Annotated in this window: 13 protein-coding genes; 8 read left to right on the top strand and 5 right to left on the bottom strand. The window is 72.7% G+C overall.

Annotated features, from left to right (window positions below):
* Positions 1 to 381: 381 nt before the first annotated feature.
* Positions 382 to 801: a chorismate mutase gene (locus ACZ3IL_RS04015; protein WP_467386293.1), complete on the bottom strand. Its 420-nt coding sequence runs from the start codon at positions 799 to 801 to the stop codon at positions 382 to 384.
* Positions 802 to 1,139: 338 nt separating this feature from the next.
* Here ACZ3IL_RS04015 and guaA point away from each other — a divergent pair, with 338 nt between their 5' ends.
* From guaA to ACZ3IL_RS04000, 3 genes are all read left to right on the top strand, one after another.
* Positions 1,140 to 2,741: a glutamine-hydrolyzing GMP synthase gene (gene guaA, locus ACZ3IL_RS04010; protein ID WP_467386291.1), complete on the top strand. Its 1,602-nt coding sequence runs from the start codon at positions 1,140 to 1,142 to the stop codon at positions 2,739 to 2,741.
* A 298-nt stretch (positions 2,742 to 3,039) separates the two neighbouring features.
* Positions 3,040 to 4,281: a hypothetical protein gene (locus ACZ3IL_RS04005; protein ID WP_467386809.1), complete on the top strand. Its 1,242-nt coding sequence runs from the start codon at positions 3,040 to 3,042 to the stop codon at positions 4,279 to 4,281.
* A 91-nt stretch (positions 4,282 to 4,372) separates the two neighbouring features.
* On the top strand, positions 4,373 to 4,936 hold the full coding sequence (locus ACZ3IL_RS04000; RefSeq protein WP_467386289.1) for a DoxX family protein: 564 nt from the start codon (positions 4,373 to 4,375) through the stop codon (positions 4,934 to 4,936).
* Between the two features lie 156 nt (positions 4,937 to 5,092).
* Here ACZ3IL_RS04000 and ACZ3IL_RS03995 read toward each other — a convergent pair whose 3' ends face one another.
* Positions 5,093 to 6,436, bottom strand: coding sequence for a PspC domain-containing protein (locus ACZ3IL_RS03995; RefSeq protein ID WP_467386287.1), 1,344 nt, complete (start codon positions 6,434 to 6,436; stop codon positions 5,093 to 5,095).
* Between the two features lie 156 nt (positions 6,437 to 6,592).
* On the opposite strand from ACZ3IL_RS03995, the gene ACZ3IL_RS03990 reads away from it, so the two are divergent.
* Together ACZ3IL_RS03990 and ACZ3IL_RS03985 are read left to right on the top strand one after the other, a co-directional pair.
* Positions 6,593 to 7,855 carry a PspC domain-containing protein gene (locus tag ACZ3IL_RS03990; protein ID WP_467386285.1) on the top strand — a complete coding sequence of 421 codons (1,263 nt, stop codon included), beginning with the start codon at positions 6,593 to 6,595 and terminating at the stop codon, positions 7,853 to 7,855.
* Positions 7,852 to 8,571 (top strand): LuxR C-terminal-related transcriptional regulator, encoded by a 720-nt coding sequence (locus ACZ3IL_RS03985; RefSeq protein WP_467386283.1) that lies wholly within the window; start codon positions 7,852 to 7,854, stop codon positions 8,569 to 8,571. Before ACZ3IL_RS03990 ends, ACZ3IL_RS03985 begins: the two co-directional genes overlap by 4 nt.
* 157 nt (positions 8,572 to 8,728) lie before the next feature.
* Here ACZ3IL_RS03985 and ACZ3IL_RS03980 read toward each other — a convergent pair whose 3' ends face one another.
* Positions 8,729 to 9,853 carry a C40 family peptidase gene (locus ACZ3IL_RS03980; RefSeq protein WP_467386281.1) on the bottom strand — a complete coding sequence of 375 codons (1,125 nt, stop codon included), beginning with the start codon at positions 9,851 to 9,853 and terminating at the stop codon, positions 8,729 to 8,731.
* 403 nt (positions 9,854 to 10,256) lie between these two features.
* Between ACZ3IL_RS03980 and ACZ3IL_RS03975 the strand changes: the two genes are divergently transcribed.
* Together ACZ3IL_RS03975 and pcrA are read left to right on the top strand one after the other, a co-directional pair.
* Positions 10,257 to 10,610, top strand: a complete 354-nt coding sequence (locus ACZ3IL_RS03975; protein ID WP_467386279.1) for a hypothetical protein — start codon at positions 10,257 to 10,259, stop codon at positions 10,608 to 10,610.
* Between the two features lie 298 nt (positions 10,611 to 10,908).
* The gene (gene pcrA, locus ACZ3IL_RS03970; RefSeq protein ID WP_467386277.1) at positions 10,909 to 13,359 is read left to right on the top strand and encodes a DNA helicase PcrA; all 2,451 of its coding nucleotides are present in this window, start codon (positions 10,909 to 10,911) and stop codon (positions 13,357 to 13,359) included.
* Between the two features lie 82 nt (positions 13,360 to 13,441).
* Here pcrA and ACZ3IL_RS03965 read toward each other — a convergent pair whose 3' ends face one another.
* Complete coding sequence (locus ACZ3IL_RS03965; protein WP_467386275.1) at positions 13,442 to 15,007, bottom strand: M23 family metallopeptidase; 1,566 nt, start codon at positions 15,005 to 15,007, stop codon at positions 13,442 to 13,444.
* Positions 15,008 to 15,230: 223 nt separating this feature from the next.
* Complete coding sequence (locus ACZ3IL_RS03960; RefSeq protein WP_467386273.1) at positions 15,231 to 16,073, bottom strand: esterase/lipase family protein; 843 nt, start codon at positions 16,071 to 16,073, stop codon at positions 15,231 to 15,233.
* A gap of 302 nt (positions 16,074 to 16,375) precedes the next feature.
* On the opposite strand from ACZ3IL_RS03960, the gene ACZ3IL_RS03955 reads away from it, so the two are divergent.
* Positions 16,376 to 16,783, top strand: coding sequence for a cobalamin B12-binding domain-containing protein (locus ACZ3IL_RS03955; RefSeq protein WP_467386271.1), 408 nt, complete (start codon positions 16,376 to 16,378; stop codon positions 16,781 to 16,783).
* Positions 16,784 to 16,813: the final 30 nt, after the last annotated feature.

Raw genomic sequence — 16,813 nt, 5'->3', positions numbered from 1 at the left:
GGCGCCGGAACCGCGGGGGTGCGGCCGGAGGTGCCGGTTGCGGCCGGTCCCGGGCGTCCCCGGAACCGACCGCCCTTTCTTGGCGACCGGACCGCTGTCCCCTGCCGTCCGGTCGCACGCGCTGGTGCGAGGTCCCATGGCGTACCGGAGGTACGCCACACGCCCCAGCGAAGCCACGCGTGGTTTTCTTCGGGCCCGCCCCTGGCTGGCACGGACATCCGGACCAACGAAGCCTCCTCGAAGCCGGTCACGCGCCGTACGGGTGAGAGCGGGCCCGAACTCAGATGCGGGCACCCACCCGCCCACCGGTGCGCCTGCCCGCGCCGCACCGTGCCGGGGCGCGTGCGCGGGCAGCCGCCCGGCCGTGCCGGGGCCCGCGCCTCAGACGCGTCCCCGGCACAGCTCCAGCACCGTCATCGCGAGGGCCGTGCCCGGCCTGCCCAGGGCGTCCCGGTAGTGACCGAGGACCTCCATCTCGCGGGCGAGGTTCACCCGGCGGCCGCCGGAGGAGATCCGGGCCTCCTGGATGACGGCCGAGACGGCCATCCGCTCCTGGATGAGGCCGATGATCCGGTCGTCCAGGGCGTCGATGCGTTCCCGGGCGCCCCCGATCAGCGTCACCGCCTCGTCGGTGCGGGCGCCGGTCCTCTCGGCGGGAGTCTTCCCGGCGGCGGCCTTTCCAGGGACGGTCGTCCCGGGTGCGACCGCTCCGGGGGTGGTCGTTGCGGGGCGGGTCGTCCCGGTGGTGTCGCCGGCGGTGTTTCCGGTGGTCTTTCCGGCGGTGGCGGTGTGCGTCGTCATGATGGGGCTCCTCGCGGGGGCGGTCGCCCCGGAGCGGCAGGGCCCGGAGACAAGCAGAACGCCCCGGGCCTTGTCGGCCCGGGGCGCCTGGGAAGTCGCTTGTCAGTTGCTCAAGCAGCACGACCATGGCAGCCGGTGGGCCGGTTGCCATAGGTAAAGACGAAGGTCGAGTGCTCACGCATGGCGACAGTATGGACCCCGCCGTGACGCCGGGGACAACCGGGGTCCGGACGGTGAGACGAAAGGTCCGGCCGCCACGCCGGTAGAATCGACAAATAGCACCCCTTGAACAGCACCCCTTTCGAGGGACTCCCTCCTACCGCCGGAAGGCCGCCGTAGTGTCATCAGCGACCCCCGCTGCCGCGCCCGACGTCACCAACCCGGACGTAGTCCTCGTTGTCGACTTCGGCGCGCAGTACGCCCAGCTCATCGCCCGCCGCGTCCGTGAGGCCCGGGTCTACAGCGAGATCGTCCCGTCCACCATGCCGGTGGCCGAGATGCTGGCCAGGAACCCGAAGGCGATCATCCTCTCCGGCGGTCCGTCCTCCGTGTACGCGGAGGGCGCCCCCCGCCTCGACCGCGCGCTCTTCGAGGCGGGCGTCCCCGTCTTCGGCATGTGCTACGGCTTCCAGCTGATGGCGACGACCCTCGGCGGCACCGTCGACAACACCGGCGCCCGCGAGTACGGCCGTACCCCGCTGCACGTCTCCAAGGCCGGTTCCACCCTCTTCGAGGGCACCCCCGTCGAGCAGTCGGTGTGGATGTCGCACGGCGACGCCTGCTCCGCCGCCCCCGAGGGCTTCGCCGTCACCGCCTCCACGGACGTCGTGCCGGTCGCCGCCTTCGAGAACGACGAGAAGAAGCTGTACGGCGTCCAGTACCACCCCGAGGTGCTGCACTCCACGCACGGCCAGCAGATCCTGGAGCACTTCCTCTACCGGGGCGCCGGCCTGGAGCCGAGCTGGACCACCGGCAACGTGATCGAGGAGCAGGTCGCGGCCATCCGCGCCCAGGTCGGCACCAAGCGCGCCATCTGCGGCCTCTCCGGCGGCGTCGACTCCGCCGTGGCCGCCGCCCTGGTGCAGAAGGCCATCGGCTCGCAGCTCACCTGCGTGTACGTCGACCACGGTCTGATGCGCAAGGGCGAGACCGAGCAGGTCGAGAAGGACTTCGTGGCCGCCACCGGCGTGCAGCTGAAGGTCGTGGACGCGCAGGAGCGCTTCCTCACCGCCCTCGCCGGCGTCTCCGACCCGGAGACCAAGCGGAAGATCATCGGCCGCGAGTTCATCCGCGTCTTCGAGCAGGCCCAGGCCGAGATCGTCGCCGAGGGCGCCGCCGACGGCGAAGAGGTCGCCTTCCTCGTCCAGGGCACGCTCTACCCGGACATCGTCGAGTCCGGCGGCGGCACCGGCACCGCCAACATCAAGTCCCACCACAACGTGGGCGGCCTCCCCGAGGACCTGGAGTTCGAGCTCGTCGAGCCGCTGCGCCAGCTCTTCAAGGACGAGGTCCGCATGGTCGGCCAAGAACTCGGCCTGCCCGAGGAGATCGTCCAGCGCCAGCCCTTCCCCGGCCCCGGCCTCGGCATCCGCATCGTCGGCGAGGTCACCAAGGAGCGCCTGGACCTGCTCCGCGAGGCCGACGCCATCGCCCGCGAGGAGCTGACGGCCGCCGGCCTCGACCGCGACATCTGGCAGTGCCCGGTCGTCCTGCTCGCCGACGTGCGCTCCGTGGGCGTCCAGGGCGACGGCCGCACCTACGGCCACCCGATCGTGCTGCGTCCCGTCTCCTCCGAGGACGCCATGACGGCCGACTGGTCACGTCTGCCCTACGACGTGCTCGCCAAGATCTCGACCCGCATCACCAACGAGGTCGCCGACGTGAACCGCGTCGTCCTCGACGTCACCAGCAAGCCTCCGGGCACCATCGAGTGGGAGTAACCCCTCCCCCTCCGTCCGCCGCCGAAGCCGTCGCCCCGTGCCCACCCGCACGAGGGGGCGGCTTCGCCGCGTCCGGGAGTCCCGTCGCCCCGGCCGGACGCGGACGGCACCCCTGTCGTCACACCATCGCCTCACCTTTCCGTACGTCAATGTGACGACTCGGCAATCACTCCCCGGCGGAGCGCGGACGGCAGGTGCGAGAGCCCCCGGTACGGCACAATTCCGTGGAACCAACGGCTTGTTGGCCCTTCGGGACGCGACGGAACGTGTCATGGAGCGAGCTCGGGGAGTGACCACCGTGGCGGTTCGAGAGGCGAGACAGTACGGCGACCGCGTGACGGCCTGCGCCGACCGCGCCCACTGCGGACGGGCCGGCCACCGGCGCGCCGTCGCCGCCTTCCTCGCCCGGCGCGACGAACTCGCCACCGGTCACGGCGTCCCCGCCGCCGTCGCCCACTCGCCGGTCGCCGCCCGCCAGTGGGTCTCCGACGAACTCGCCCAGACCGCCCGCGCGGTCGCCGACCACGGCCGGGAGGCCGGGACCGCCTGGCTCGGCCGGGTACGGCGCGCAAGCCTCTCCGCCGTCTGGGGCACCGTCCTCGCCCTTCTCCTCGGCCAGTCCCTCACCGCGATCGGGACCGGCTGGACCGGAACCCGCACGGCTGCTCTCTGCGCCGCCCTGACCCTCGCCGTCCTCCTCAGCGCCGCCGCTCACGCCCACCGGGCGCGCGGCGGCCTCCTCGCACCCCTGATCGGCGAGGACAACAGGCTCTCCACTCCCCACGCCGTCGCCGCCGTCTGGCTCCTGTTCCTCGGCTTCTCCCTCCTCTCCTCGACCTTCCTGCTCCTGCGGTCCCCGGCCGAGACCGCCTTCGGCCTGTCCCGGAGCGCCGGCCTGCTCACCGCCCTCGCCCTGGCGGCGGCCGTCGTCGTCGTCATCCGCCCCGTCACCACCGCCGGCATCGCGGCGGGCCGCCTCCAGAAGGTGCGGGCCGACCGCCCGCGCGCCGCCGACCTGCTCTGCGACGACAGCGGCCGGGCCTCCCTCGCCGACGTCCAGTACCTCCTGGCCTCCGGCGCGGTCCTGGTCCCGGCGGCCGTGGGACTCGCCCACGATCCCGCCCGGCTCCCCGCAGTGCCCTGGACCCTCGTCCTCCTTCTCGGCGTTTCCGCCGCCTGGTACCTCGCCGCGCAGTGCACCGGGGGCGTCCGCCCCGCGATCCACTCCGTGGTCCGCTCCCGGGAGGCGGGTGACCTCGACGCCCCGATCCGCACCGGGGACGACATCGAGATCCGAGGCCGGGGCTTCGTCCCGCCGGGCGCGAACGCCCCCGAACCGCTGACCCGCCTGGTCGTCCGCATCGGCTCCGTCCACGCCCACGTCCCCCTGGTCCCGGTCCCCGGCGGCTTCGCCAACCCCACCGACACCGTGCTGACCGTCCCCCTCCCCGCGGACGTGGAACCGGGCCGGGTGGAGGTCTCGGTCGTGACGGCGGCGGGTGTGGAGACCGACAAGGTCACCATCGACGTTGTGGACTGAACGGCCCGCCGCCCTCCCCGCGCCCCCGGGGCGGCGGTGAGAGGAGAATCGGTCCCGGACAGTCGCGCGGGGTGTGGAGAGGTGACCGACGATGACGGGAAACACGGGCCGGGCCGACGAACCGCCCCGGGGCGCGGACGACGGCGACGGCGGCGGCACGAGCACCAAGGCCGCCGTGGGCGGGCCCGGCGAGCGCTGGAAGGCGGCCGCCTCCCGTTGTGCCCTCCTTCCGTTGCGGATCTTCCTCGGAGTCACGTTCCTCTACGCCGGGCTCGACAAGCTCACCGATTCCTCCTTCTTCGCCGCCACCGGTGACGGCTCCCTCGGCGAGATCATGCGCGGGGTCCGGGACAGCTCCGCGTTCCCCGCTCTCGTCGACCTCGCCCTCAAGAGCCCCGCCGGCTTCGGGTACGCCATCGCCTTCGGGGAACTCGCCGTCGGGATCGGGACCCTCTTCGGCCTCTTCGCCCGGGTGGCGGCGCTCGGCGGCGCGCTGATCTCCCTGAGTCTCTGGACGACCGTGAGCTGGCAGGTGCACCCGTACTACCTCGGCAACGACCTCGTCTACCTGATGGCCTGGCTCCCGCTGCTGCTGGCCGGGGCGCCGGTGTTCTCACTGGACCGCCTCCTGGCCGAGCGGCGCCGTATTCGATAGGCGAACCAGGTCGCGAGGGCGGCCGCAGCCAGACCGCCGCAGAGCACCGGGACCACCGTGTACCACGGCGTCGTCCAGGCCCCCGCGGCGTCGCCCGCGTACAGGGCGGCCAGGGCGAGGGCGGTGAGACCGACGAGGAGCCGGCCGGGGCGGAACTCATGAAGCAGCACGGGTGACCTCCACCTGTCCGAGTGCGATCTCCAGCGAAAGGTCCAGGGTGCCCGCCGGGACGGTCCCGGCCGGCGGAGCGAGCGTGTGCGTCTCTTCCCGGTCCCGCGTGACGTCGATGTCGTGGGCGGGCCGTCCCGGCAGCTGGAGGTCGCCCAGCGCCACCTTGACGTGCACCTTCACGACCGCGTTCTCCGGGACGATCACCTTGAGCTGCCCGGCACCCACCTCGGCGCCGGTGGTGATCGTCGTGCCCGCGGGAACCGGGAGCCGTGACAGGTCGAGCGTGCCCACCCCGGCGCCCAGCTCGTAGCGCGGCTGCACGGCGGCGGCCGAGGCCGGTGTCCACGTCTCGCGCGCCCACTCCGTGGTGATCCGGTCGGGCAGCGCCGTCGCCAGGGCGAGCAGGCCCGCCGTGATCACGGTCAGGAAGACCGTGCCGAACCCGGTCCGGCCGAGGAAGCTGCTGACGGCCAGCCCCAGGCCGAACACCGCGAGGGCGACGGCCAGGCCGATCTGCAGACTGGTGCCCAGCGGCTCGGCCCCCCAGGTCAGACCCGTTCCGAGACCGCCCCCCACCAGGGCGAGCAGGAAGACGGGGCCGCCGATGGAGAGTGGGCTCCGCCGGACGGAAGGCGTCGGACGACCGGGCACCGGGAGCGCGGGACCCCATTGACTGCCCGGCTTCGGCACCTCGCCGTCGACCTTTCCGTTCTCGTCCAGGACACCGTGCGGACCCCACAGGTAACCGATGGCCAGCCTGCCCGTCGAGCCGTCCTTGACGATCGGGTCCTTCCACCACGAGGTGTACTCGACCAACGGCGGAGCCTTCGTCTCCGGCGGCGCCTCGGCCACCGCGAGCGCGGCGGCCGTGTCCGTCCTGCCCTCGGTCTCCACCACGCCGGTCTGCCTGCGTCGCGACCAGACGGCCGCCCCGCAGACCGCGAAGGCCACCATCAGCGAGGAACCCAGCATCGGCCCGCTGCGCAGCGTCGACAGGAAGAACCCGCAGCCGGTCAGCGCCATCAGCAGAGCCACGAGGGAAGAGCCGGAGACCCGGCCGGTCAGCAGCCTGCGCCCCTCGTTCTCCTCCTCGCCCGCGAGCGGTATCAACAGCCAGGCGAAACCGTAGAAGATCAGACCGAGGCCGCCCGTCACCGCCAGCACGGCGACCACGACGCGGAAGATCACCGGGTCGAGGTCGAAGTGCCGGCCGAGACCGCCGCAGACTCCGCCCACGACCTTGCTTCCGCGCGTCCGCCGCAGCGGCGCGGCGGGACCGGCCTCCGCCGACGGCGGGGCCTCGTGCTGCGAAGGCATCGAACTCGTCATGCGTCCATGGTGACGGCCCGTGACGCCGTACGGCACCGGGGCCGACCCTGGCCCGCCCCTGATATTCGGGAGCCCCACACCCCTGAGCCCGTACCGGGGGAGATCTCAGGGCGGACCCTGATGTCCGGCGCGGACCGAACGTGTGACGATCGGTGCATGCCCGTATCCACCCGTGTCACCGAGACCGACGAACCGCCCGTGCGCAGGCTCTACCGAAGTGCCGACGGACGGTGGCTCGGCGGTGTCGCGCGCGGCCTCGCGGGACACCTCGGCCTGCCGGTCGTCTGGGTCCGCGCGGCGTTCACGGTGCTGGCCCTGCCGGACGGCCTCGGCGCCGTGCTCTACGCGGTCTTCTGGATCGTCGTCCCGCTCGGCGTCGGCGGGCGGGCCGCCCCGCGCCCCGTCTTCGAAACCACCCCGGACGGACGCCGCAGACTGCGCAAGCCCGACCGCGGCCAGGTCTTCGCCCTGATCGCCCTCGCCGCGGGCGTGGCCGTCGTCGCGGGGAACGTCAGCTTCGACAACGAGACCGGCCGGTACGTCTGGCCCCTGCTCCTCACCGGCGTCGGCGTCGTCGTCTTCTGGCGTCAGGCGGACAACGCCCGCCGCGCCAGCTGGACCGACCCGGGACCCCACAGACGGGCCTTCCAGCTCGCCCGCGGTCTCGTGGGCGTCGCCCTGGTCGGCACGGGCCTCGCGGTCTTCGTGGTGGTCCGCGGCTCGGTCGCCCAGCTCGGTACGGCCCTCACCGCCGCCGTCGCGGTCCTCACCGGCATAGCACTGCTCGCCGGCCCCTGGCTGGTCCGCATGTCGCAGGACCTCACGGAGGAACGGACCATGCGCATCAGAGCCCAGGAACGCGCCGAGGTGGCGGCCCACGTCCACGACTCGGTGCTGCACACCCTGACCCTGATCCAGCGCAACGCCGATGACGCGGGCGAGGTGCGCCGCCTCGCCCGGGCCCAGGAGCGGGAGCTGCGGAACTGGCTCTACAAACCCGAGGGCACGGGCGGGGCCGAAGAGCCCCAGACCCTGGCGGAGGCGGTGAAGAGGGCCGCGGCCGAGGTCGAGGACAAGCACGGCGTCCCGCTGGAGGTGGTCGTCGTCGGCGACTGCCCCCTCGACGAAGGACTGGTCGCACAGATACAGGCGGCGCGCGAGGCGATGGTCAACGCCGCCAAGTACGGTGGCGAGGGCGGGGCGGTGCAGGTGTTCGCCGAGGTGGACGGCCGTACGGTCTTCGTCTCGGTGCGGGACCGGGGGCCGGGATTCGACCTGGACGACGTGCCCGAGGACCGGATGGGCGTACGAGAATCGATCATCGGCCGGATGCAGCGCAACGGCGGTACGGCCCGGTTGCGGTCACCGCAGGGCGGCGGCACCGAAGTGGAGCTCGAGATGGAGAGGGCGGACGGATGAGCGACGAGACCGGAGCGACGACCGGAACCGATGCGGGGGCGGCGTCGGGCGGTGGGCGCCGGGTCCGGGTGGTGCTCGTGGACGACCACCGCATGTTCCGTACCGGGGTGCAGGCCGAGATCGGCCGGACCGAGGTCACGGGCGTCGAGGTGGTCGGCGAGGCGGCCGACGTCGACCAGGCGGTCACGGTCATCACCGCGACCCGCCCCGAGGTCGTTCTGCTCGACGTGCACCTTCCGGGCGGCGGCGGGGTCGAGGTGCTGCGGCGCTGCGCGAACCTGCTGGGCGCGGCCGAGGACCCGGTCCGCTTCCTTGCCCTGTCGGTCTCGGACGCGGCCGAGGACGTGATCGGGGTGATCCGGGGCGGGGCCCGCGGATACGTCACCAAGACGATCACCGGCACCGATCTCGTCGACTCGATCTTCCGGGTCCAGGAGGGTGACGCCGTCTTCTCCCCCCGGCTCGCCGGCTTCGTCCTGGACGCCTTCGCCTCGACGGACGCGCCCCCGGTGGACGAGGACCTGGACCGGCTCACCCAGCGGGAACGGGAGGTGCTCCGGTTGATCGCCCGTGGCTACGCGTACAAGGAGATCGCCAAACAGCTCTACATCTCGGTGAAGACGGTCGAGTCGCACGTCTCGGCGGTCCTGCGGAAGCTCCAGTTGTCCAACCGGCACGAACTGACCCGCTGGGCCGCCGCCCGCCGCCTGGTCTGAGACCGCCGCCCGGTCGGGGACCCGATGGAGGCGTCCGGCCGGGGGTGACTGGTAAAGGTGGCCGACCGGGGTGACCGGCCGGACCAGCTCCTCCCGGGGGCAGCCCTGAACCGCCCCCGGGGTGCCTCCACAGGGCGTTCCCCGGGCGTTCCCCGGGTCAGCCCACCCGGGTCGCCCCGGCGAAGGGCATCTCGTCGATCGGGGCGACCCGGATCGGGGCGCCCGGCCGGGGCGCGTGGATCATCTGGCCGCCACCGATGTAGAGGCCGACGTGGCTGATCCCGGAATAGAAGAAGACGAGGTCACCGGGGGCGAGCTGGGAGCGGGAGACTCGTCGGCCGGCGTTGATCTGGGTGTACGTGGTGCGGGGCAGGGAGACGCCGGCCGCTCGCCAGGCCGCCTGGGTGAGACCCGAGCAGTCGTACCCGGAGGGGCCCGTCGCCCCCCACACGTACGGTTTGCCGAGCTGGGCACGGGCGAAGGAGATGGCCTGGGCGGCACGGGTGGTCGGGGCGGTCACCGGTCCGCGTCGTTCGGCGCCCGACGAGCGGTCGGCCCGCGCGGGGGCGGAACCGCCGGACGAGCCGGAGGAGCCGGACGCGACCGTCCGCGCCGAGGCGTCGGAGCCGGAGCCGTTCCGGGCGGCGGCGGCCGCTTCGTACCGCGCCCGTTCCTCGGCCGTCAGGCGGGCCAGCAGGGTCCTGGCCGCCTCCAGCTTGCCGAGTACGGTCGCCTTCTGCCGCCGCAGCTCCGTCTCGTGCCCGCGCAGGGCGGTCAGGCGGACCGCCGACTCGTCGCGCAGCTGCCCGATCGCGCCGAGCTCGTGTCGCACGGCCCGGATCGCGGCCGCCTGCCGTTCCCCGGCCTTCTCGGCGAGCGCGGCCCGCTCCAGGTACTGGTCGGGATCGGAGGTGAGGGCGAGCTGTACGGCGGGGTCGAGACCTCCGGAGCGGTACTGGGCGGCGGCCACGGCACCCAGGGCCTCCCGCGCCGTGTTGAGCCGCTGGGTCCTGCGGGCGGCCTCGTCGCGCAGCCGGTCGAAGGCCGCGCGGGCCCGGTCCGCCTTCTCCTTCGCCCCGTTGTACCGCTCGGTCGCGACCTCGGCCTCTTCGTAGAGCCGGTCGACCTTCGCCCTGACCTGGGCGGCGGTGGGCCGGGGGTCCGCGTGTCCGGACCCTTCGAAGAGCGTCGCCGTCGCCGCGGAGGCGAGGGCGAGGGTGGCGGCGGTGCGGACCGCCTGACCGCCGAAGAGGGACTGCCTGGCTTTGCGGTGCGCTGCCACGAGGGCGGTTCACATCCTCTTTCCCTGGGGAACGGTGGCCGCCGGGCCGGCGGCGGTCCGCACAGGGAAGACGGACCGCCGCCGGTTTTCGGCGGGGGTGACCGACGACCGCCGGAAGACCGGCGGCGGTGGGGAGCCGGCCACCTGGGAGAGGACGCTAGGCCCGGGGTTACGCCCGGACGGCTGGTTGACCGTTATTGGCTTCAGTTGACAGGCCGGAGATCGTTCTCTTTCGCCGGGTGACGGAGCGGGGAACGGGCCGAACAGCGAGCGGAGCGGAGGGGCGGACGACAAGCCGGACAGGGAGCGGATCGGAAGACGTCCGGCCGGCCGTCCGGACGCGGCGCGGGGGAGCCGGACCCGGCCGAAGGACGGTCCCGGGGGCCCGGTTAGGCTCCGCCCCATGGACGTACTCATCAATGTCTTCGTCGCCCTGCACATCATCGGTATCGCCTCCCTCCTGGGCGGTTTCCTCACCCAGATGAAGGCGATGGGCGCGGGTACGGCCCGTTTCAGCCCCGCGATGCTGCACGGCGCGCTGACCATGCTGGTCACCGGCGTCGCGCTCGTCGGCCTCAACCAGGCCGACGACCACACCGTGAACAACCTCAAGATCGGCATCAAGCTGGCGGTGCTCGTCGTGATCCTCGCGCTGGTCTACGTCAAGCGGGACGAGGAGAAGGTCGACAAGGGGCTCTTCGCCACCGTCGGCGCCCTGACCGTGGCGAACATCTTCATCGCGACCCTCTGGACCTGACCCGGCCCCGGTCCGGTGCGGACCTCGCTCCGGTCCGGGACCCCGTCCCGCCCTGATCCCGGTTCCGGCCCCGTCCCGATCCCCACCCCTGCCCCCGCCCCCGCCCCAATTCCGATCCCGGCCCTGACCCCGCTCCGGAACCTCTCCCCGCCCCGCCCCGCCCCGCCCCGCCCCGTCCCGGCCCCCGGTTCCACGCCGCCTGCGTCCCCGGGATGTGACCCGTTCCGCAGCCCCGGGGCGAAGGCGGCTTCCGAAGGCGGGCCCGGATGTCGGTGCGGCGTCCTAGACTCGTGAGGCGATGAGCAGCCTCTTTGACGACAGCTTCCTGGCCGGCCTCCAGAACCACTCCCCGGAGGAGCCCCCGCCGCCCCCCGAGGACGACGAGCACGGCTCCCCGGCTCCGGAGGAGGTCCCGCACGACCTCTTCGGAGGGCGCTTCGACGCGCCCCCGCCCGCCCGGGACACCCACTACCGCGACGGCGCCCCGCGTCCCGTCGTGGACGCCGCCGCGCTCCTGGAGGGGCTGAACGAGCAGCAGCGCGCCGCCGTCGTCCACACCGGCTCCCCGCTGCTCATCGTCGCCGGCGCCGGTTCCGGCAAGACGCGGGTGCTCACCCACCGCATCGCCCACCTCCTGGGCACGCGGCACGTGCACCCCGGCCAGATACTGGCGATCACCTTCACGAACAAGGCCGCCGGGGAGATGAAGGAGCGCGTCGAGCAGCTCGTCGGCCCGCGGGCGAACGCGATGTGGGTCATGACCTTCCACAGCGCCTGCGTCCGCATCCTGCGCCGCGAGTCGAAGAGGCTCGGCTTCACCTCCTCCTTCTCGATCTACGACGCCGCCGATTCCAAGCGCCTGATGGCGCTGGTCTGCCGCGATCTGGACCTCGACCCGAAGAAGTTCCCACCGAAGTCCTTCAGCGCCAAGATCTCGAACCTCAAGAACGAGCTGATCGACGAGGAGACCTTCGCCGACCAGGCCGTCGACGGCTTCGAGAAGACGCTCGCCGAGGCGTACCGGATGTACCAGGCGCGGCTGCGCGAGGCCAACGCCCTGGACTTCGACGACATCATCATGACGACGGTCCACCTGCTCCAGGCGTTTCCCGACGTCGCCGAGCACTACCGCCGCCGCTTCCGCCACGTCCTCGTCGACGAGTACCAGGACACCAACCACGCCCAGTACACCCTCGTGCGGGAGCTGGTGGGGACCGGCTACGACGACCTCGGCCCGGCCGAGCTGTGCGTCGTCGGCGACGCCGACCAGTCGATCTACGCCTTCCGCGGTGCGACCATCCGCAACATCCTCCAGTTCGAGGAGGACTACCCGGACGCGACGACGATCCTCCTGGAGCAGAACTACCGCTCCACGCAGACGATCCTCTCGGCCGCCAACGCCGTCATCGAGCGCAACGAGTCCCGCCGCCCCAAGAACCTGTGGACGAACGCGGGCGCGGGCGCGCGGATCACCGGCTACGTCGCGGACACCGAGCACGACGAGGCCCAGTTCGTCGCCGACGAGATCGACCGGCTCACGGACGCGGGCGAGGCGAAGGCCGGGGACGTCGCCGTCTTCTACCGGACCAACGCCCAGTCCCGTGTCTTCGAGGAGATCTTCATCCGCGTCGGACTGCCCTACAAGGTCGTCGGCGGTGTGCGCTTCTACGAGCGCAAGGAGGTCCGGGACGTCCTCGCGTACCTGCGCGTCCTCGCGAACCCCGAGGACAACGTCCCGCTGCGCCGCATCCTCAACGTCCCCAAGCGGGGCATCGGCGAGCGCGCCGAGGCGATGATCGACGCCCTCTCGCTCCGGGAGAGGATCACCTTCCCGCAGGCGCTCAGGAGGGTGGACGAGGCGTACGGCATGGCCGCGCGTTCCGCGAACGCCGTCAAGCGCTTCAACGCGCTCATGGACGAACTGCGCACCGTGGTGGAGTCCGGCGCCGGCCCCGCCGTCGTCCTGGAGGCCGTCCTGGAGCGGACCGGTTACCTCGCCGAACTCCAGGCCTCGACCGACCCGCAGGACGAGACCCGCATCGAGAACCTCCAGGAACTCGCCGCCGTCGCCCTGGAGTTCGAGCAGGAGCGCGGTGAGGAGCCCGCGACCCTCGCGGAGTTCCTGGAGCAGGTCGCCCTCGTCGCCGACTCCGACCAGATCCCCGACGAGGACGAGGAGGGCAGGGGCGTCATCACCCTGATGACCCTGCACACCGCCAAGGGCCTGGAATTCCCGGTGGTGTTCCTCACGGGCATGGAGGACGGCGTCTTCCCGCACATGCGCGCCCTCGGCCAGACCAAGGAGCTGGAGGAGGAGCGCCGCCTCGCCTACGTGGGCATCACGCGCGCCCGCGAGCGGCTCTACCTGACCCGCTCGGCGATGCGCAGCGCCTGGGGCCAGCCCTCGTACAACCCGGCGTCCCGCTTCCTGGAGGAGATTCCGCCCGCGCACCTGGAGTGGAAGCGGACGGGGCCGATGGTGAAGCCCGCGGGGCCGACCTCGGGGATCACCTCCTCGCTCTCCTCGTCCCGTTCGCGTTCCGGTCCCTCCGGCTTCGCGACCCGGCGCGCCGGTGAGAAGCCGGTGATCTCGCTCCAGGTGGGGGACCGGGTCACGCACGACCAGTTCGGGCTCGGCACGGTCATGGCGGTGACCGGCGCGGGCGCGGACGCCCAGGCGACGGTCGACTTCGGCGACGAGAAGCCGAAGCGGCTGCTGCTGCGGTACGCCCCGGTCGAGAAGCTGTAGGACGCACGCACGGGAATGGGGGAGGGCCCCGGCCGGAGCCGGGGCCCTCCCCCATTCCCGTGCGCGGGAAAGGGCGGTGGGTTCAGCCGGCGGTCGGGTCGAGGCCGTGGCTGCGGAACCAGGCCAGCGGGTCGATCGCGTAACCGCCCTTCGGCCGGACCTCGAAGTGGAGGTGCGGGCCGGTGGAGTTGCCGGAGTCACCCGAGTACGCGATGACGTCGCCGGCCTTCACGTGGCCGGAGCGGATCTTGGCGCTGCTGAGGTGGCAGTACCAGGTCTCGGTGCCGTCGGGGGCGGTCACGATCACCATGTTGCCGTAGGCGCTGTTCAGCTGGGTGCGGACGGTGCCGTCCGTCGCGGCCATCACGGGCGTGCCGCCGAACACGGGGAAGTCGATGCCGGTGTGCACGGACATCCAGTTGAGGCCCGCCTGGCCGAACCGCGCGCTGAGCCGGTGGAGCGTCACCGGCAGCGCGTACTTGGGGCGCAGCGCCTCCTTGCGGGCCGCTTCCTCCTCGCGCTTCTTCTTGTCGGCCGCCTGGCGGACCCGGAGGTCGATGCGCTCCTGGGTGCGGCTGGCACGGGCGCCGAAGTCGCGGACGTCCTCGCTGAGCGCGGCGAGCTGGGTGTCGAGGGCTTCGTTGACGGCGACGGGCTCGGCCGGGGCGGAGTCGGCGGCGGCGAGCGTGGTCGTGGCGTCCTTCTGCTCGCCTTCCGTTCCGGGGCCGGCGAGGCCTCCGACGGAGGCGGCGGCGATGCCGGCGGCTCCCACGACGCAGGCGGAGGGGACGGCGACGGTCAGCAGCGCGGACCGCTTGGCGGGCGTGCGGCGGCGGCTGCGGCCTCCCGCGGAGGAGCGGCGCGCGGGGCGGCCCGCGACGGGCGGCGCGGTACGGAGTCCGGCGGCGGGGCCGTCGTGGGAGTTCTCGGCGCGGAGGTCTTCGCCGGGCGTGTCGGTCTCGTCGTCCCCGGCGCGGTCTTCGGCGTCGGTCTCCGCGGTCCCGCCGGTCTCCGGGGTTCCGCCGGCGGGGAGGCCGGTGTACTCGTCCGGCTCGGGAGCGTACGCGAAGTCGAACTCGGAGGTGTGCTCGACCGGATGCCCGGTGTGGTCCTCGGCCTGCGGGGTGTACTGGTGGGGGACGGCCGGCTCGGGCTCCGGGGCCGCCTGGTTCCACGCGGTGGCGTCGTAGGCGCCGGTCTCGGTCGCGAAGGCGGGGGCGGCCCACTGGCCGGTGGTGGTGTAGGTCTCGTGGCCGTACGTGCCCTGGGCGGCGTACCCGCCGGAGTGGACGGTCTCGTACTGCCCGGTGTGCTGGGCCTCGGTCCAGGCGGAGGCGTCCCACTGGCCGGTGGTGTCGTACGACGCGGTGGCGGTCGCGTACGAGCCGGTCGCGTCGTGGGCGGCGGTGTTCCACTGCCCCGTGGCGTCCCACTGGCCGGTCGCGTCCCACTGTCCGGTCGTGTCGTACTGCCCGGTGTCGTACTGCTCCGTCGTGCCGTACGCGCCGGTGTGCGGACCAGGGTCCCACTGGCCGCCGTGGTCGGCGTGGCTGTCGGGGTAGGCGCCGAACAGCGGGTCTACGGCGAAGCTGCCAGTGGTGTGGGTGCCGTCTCCGACGTACCCGGCGTGGGGGTGCTGGTCGTTCACCAACGTCTCTCTCGCCTCGGCAGCAGGACCAGTCCGGGGCGGGCCCGACGAGGGGTGTCCCGGGGGTAAGCAGTGGCGCGACTGTACCCGGCGGTATGCGCGGCGGACAATCTTCGGAGGGGTTTGCACCCGCAGGAAACGGGCAATCGGTCGTGTTTCACCAGCTCGCGGGGAGAGCCTTGGCCTTGTGTTCGAGAAAAGTTCGAACGGGGGTGTCGCGCGGTCAGGCGACGGAGGACGCGCCCGGCTCCTCCTCCCGCCCGGCCGGGGCGTCGGTTCCGCCGGCGTCGAGCGCCTCGCGGACCCCGGCGGCCACCGTCGGATGCACGGGCAGCGCGAGATGGCCGATGCCGCTGACGCGCACGTTGTGCGCGCACAGGTCCGGGTGGTCGAGGCGCGCGGTCTCCACCGGCACCATCACCCGGTCGAGGTCGCTCCAGAAGCTCACGAACCTGGTCCGGCAGCCCGGCGCGGGCCCGGCGAGTTCCCGCAGGACCTCCGAACCGGGGCGCATCTGCCGCACCAGCGGGTGCGCGTCGGCGAGCCGGGCCACCGTGGTGCCGGAGTGCGGGGTGCCGAGCGTGACCAGGGTGCGCACCCGGCTGTCACCACCGAGGCGCTGTACGTAATAACGGGCGATCAGGCCGCCCAGGCTGTGGCCCACGAGGTCGATCTCCTCGTGTCCCGTACGGGCGCGGATCTCCTCCACCCTGCGGCCCAGGAGGACGGCGGCGGTCCGCAGGTCGCAGGTGAGCGGCGAGTAGTTGAGCGACTCGACCCCGTCACGGCCGTGCCGGACCAGGGACCGGCGCAGCAGGACGAAGACGGAGCGGTTGTCGGCGAAGCCGTGCAGGAGGACGACGGGGCGGCGGTTCCCCTTGATGTCCGCCGGGGGGACGGGCGCGGCGGCGGGGGAGAGGCGCTCGGCCACGATCCCGGTGGGGTACAGGACGAGGTGACCGGTGAGGATCGCGCATTCCAGCGCGGTGGCCTTCATCAGGGCGGTGGCCCTGGTGAACTCCGCCGTGACCCTGCCCAGCTCCGCCGTGACCCTGGTGAACTCCATGACCGGCCTCCCGGACGGGCGCGGGGCCGGACGGAACGCCGGTGTACCGCGTTCCCCGCACCGCGCGGACGGCGGTGCGGAGACACGACGGCCACGTCGCGGCTCCCTTCGCGACCGGCCCCGCTTGCGGCTGGTGGGCCCAGGAGGAGGGCCCGGAAGCGGGGGACGGCGCGGAGCGAACATGTCCCACGTGTGATTTCCCCCTCTGTCGCCACCGCGAAACAGCAGCTTGCGGGATGCTGGGGATAACGTTCGTTCACCTCCCCGGCAAAGAGGCGCGGGGGTCGCATGTGGAGGCAGTGATGGGTGTGACCGGTCCGATCCGCGTGGTGGTGGCCAAGCCGGGTCTCGACGGCCACGATCGCGGGGCCAAGGTGATCGCGCGAGCCCTCCGGGACGCCGGCATGGAGGTCATCTACACCGGGCTCCACCAGACGCCCGAGCAGATCGTCGACACCGCGATCCAGGAGGACGCCGACGCGATCGGCCTCTCGATCCTCTCCGGAGCGCACAACACCCTCTTCGCGAAGGTCCTGGAACTGCTCAGGGACCGCGACGCGGAGGACATCAAGGTCTTCGGCGGGGGGATCATCCCGGAGGCGGACATCGCGCCGCTGAAGGAGAAGGGCGTGGCGGAGATCTTCACTCCGGGCGCCACCACGGCGTCCATCGTCGACTGGGTGAACGCGAACGTCCGCGTCACCGTCTGACCCGCTTCGCGTTCCGCCGCCCGCCGCCGG

Source organism: Streptomyces sp. NPDC014907 (assembly GCF_055562975.1).
The sequence above is the reverse complement of the archived record's forward strand: the minus strand, read 5'-3'. Positions and strand labels throughout refer to the sequence as shown.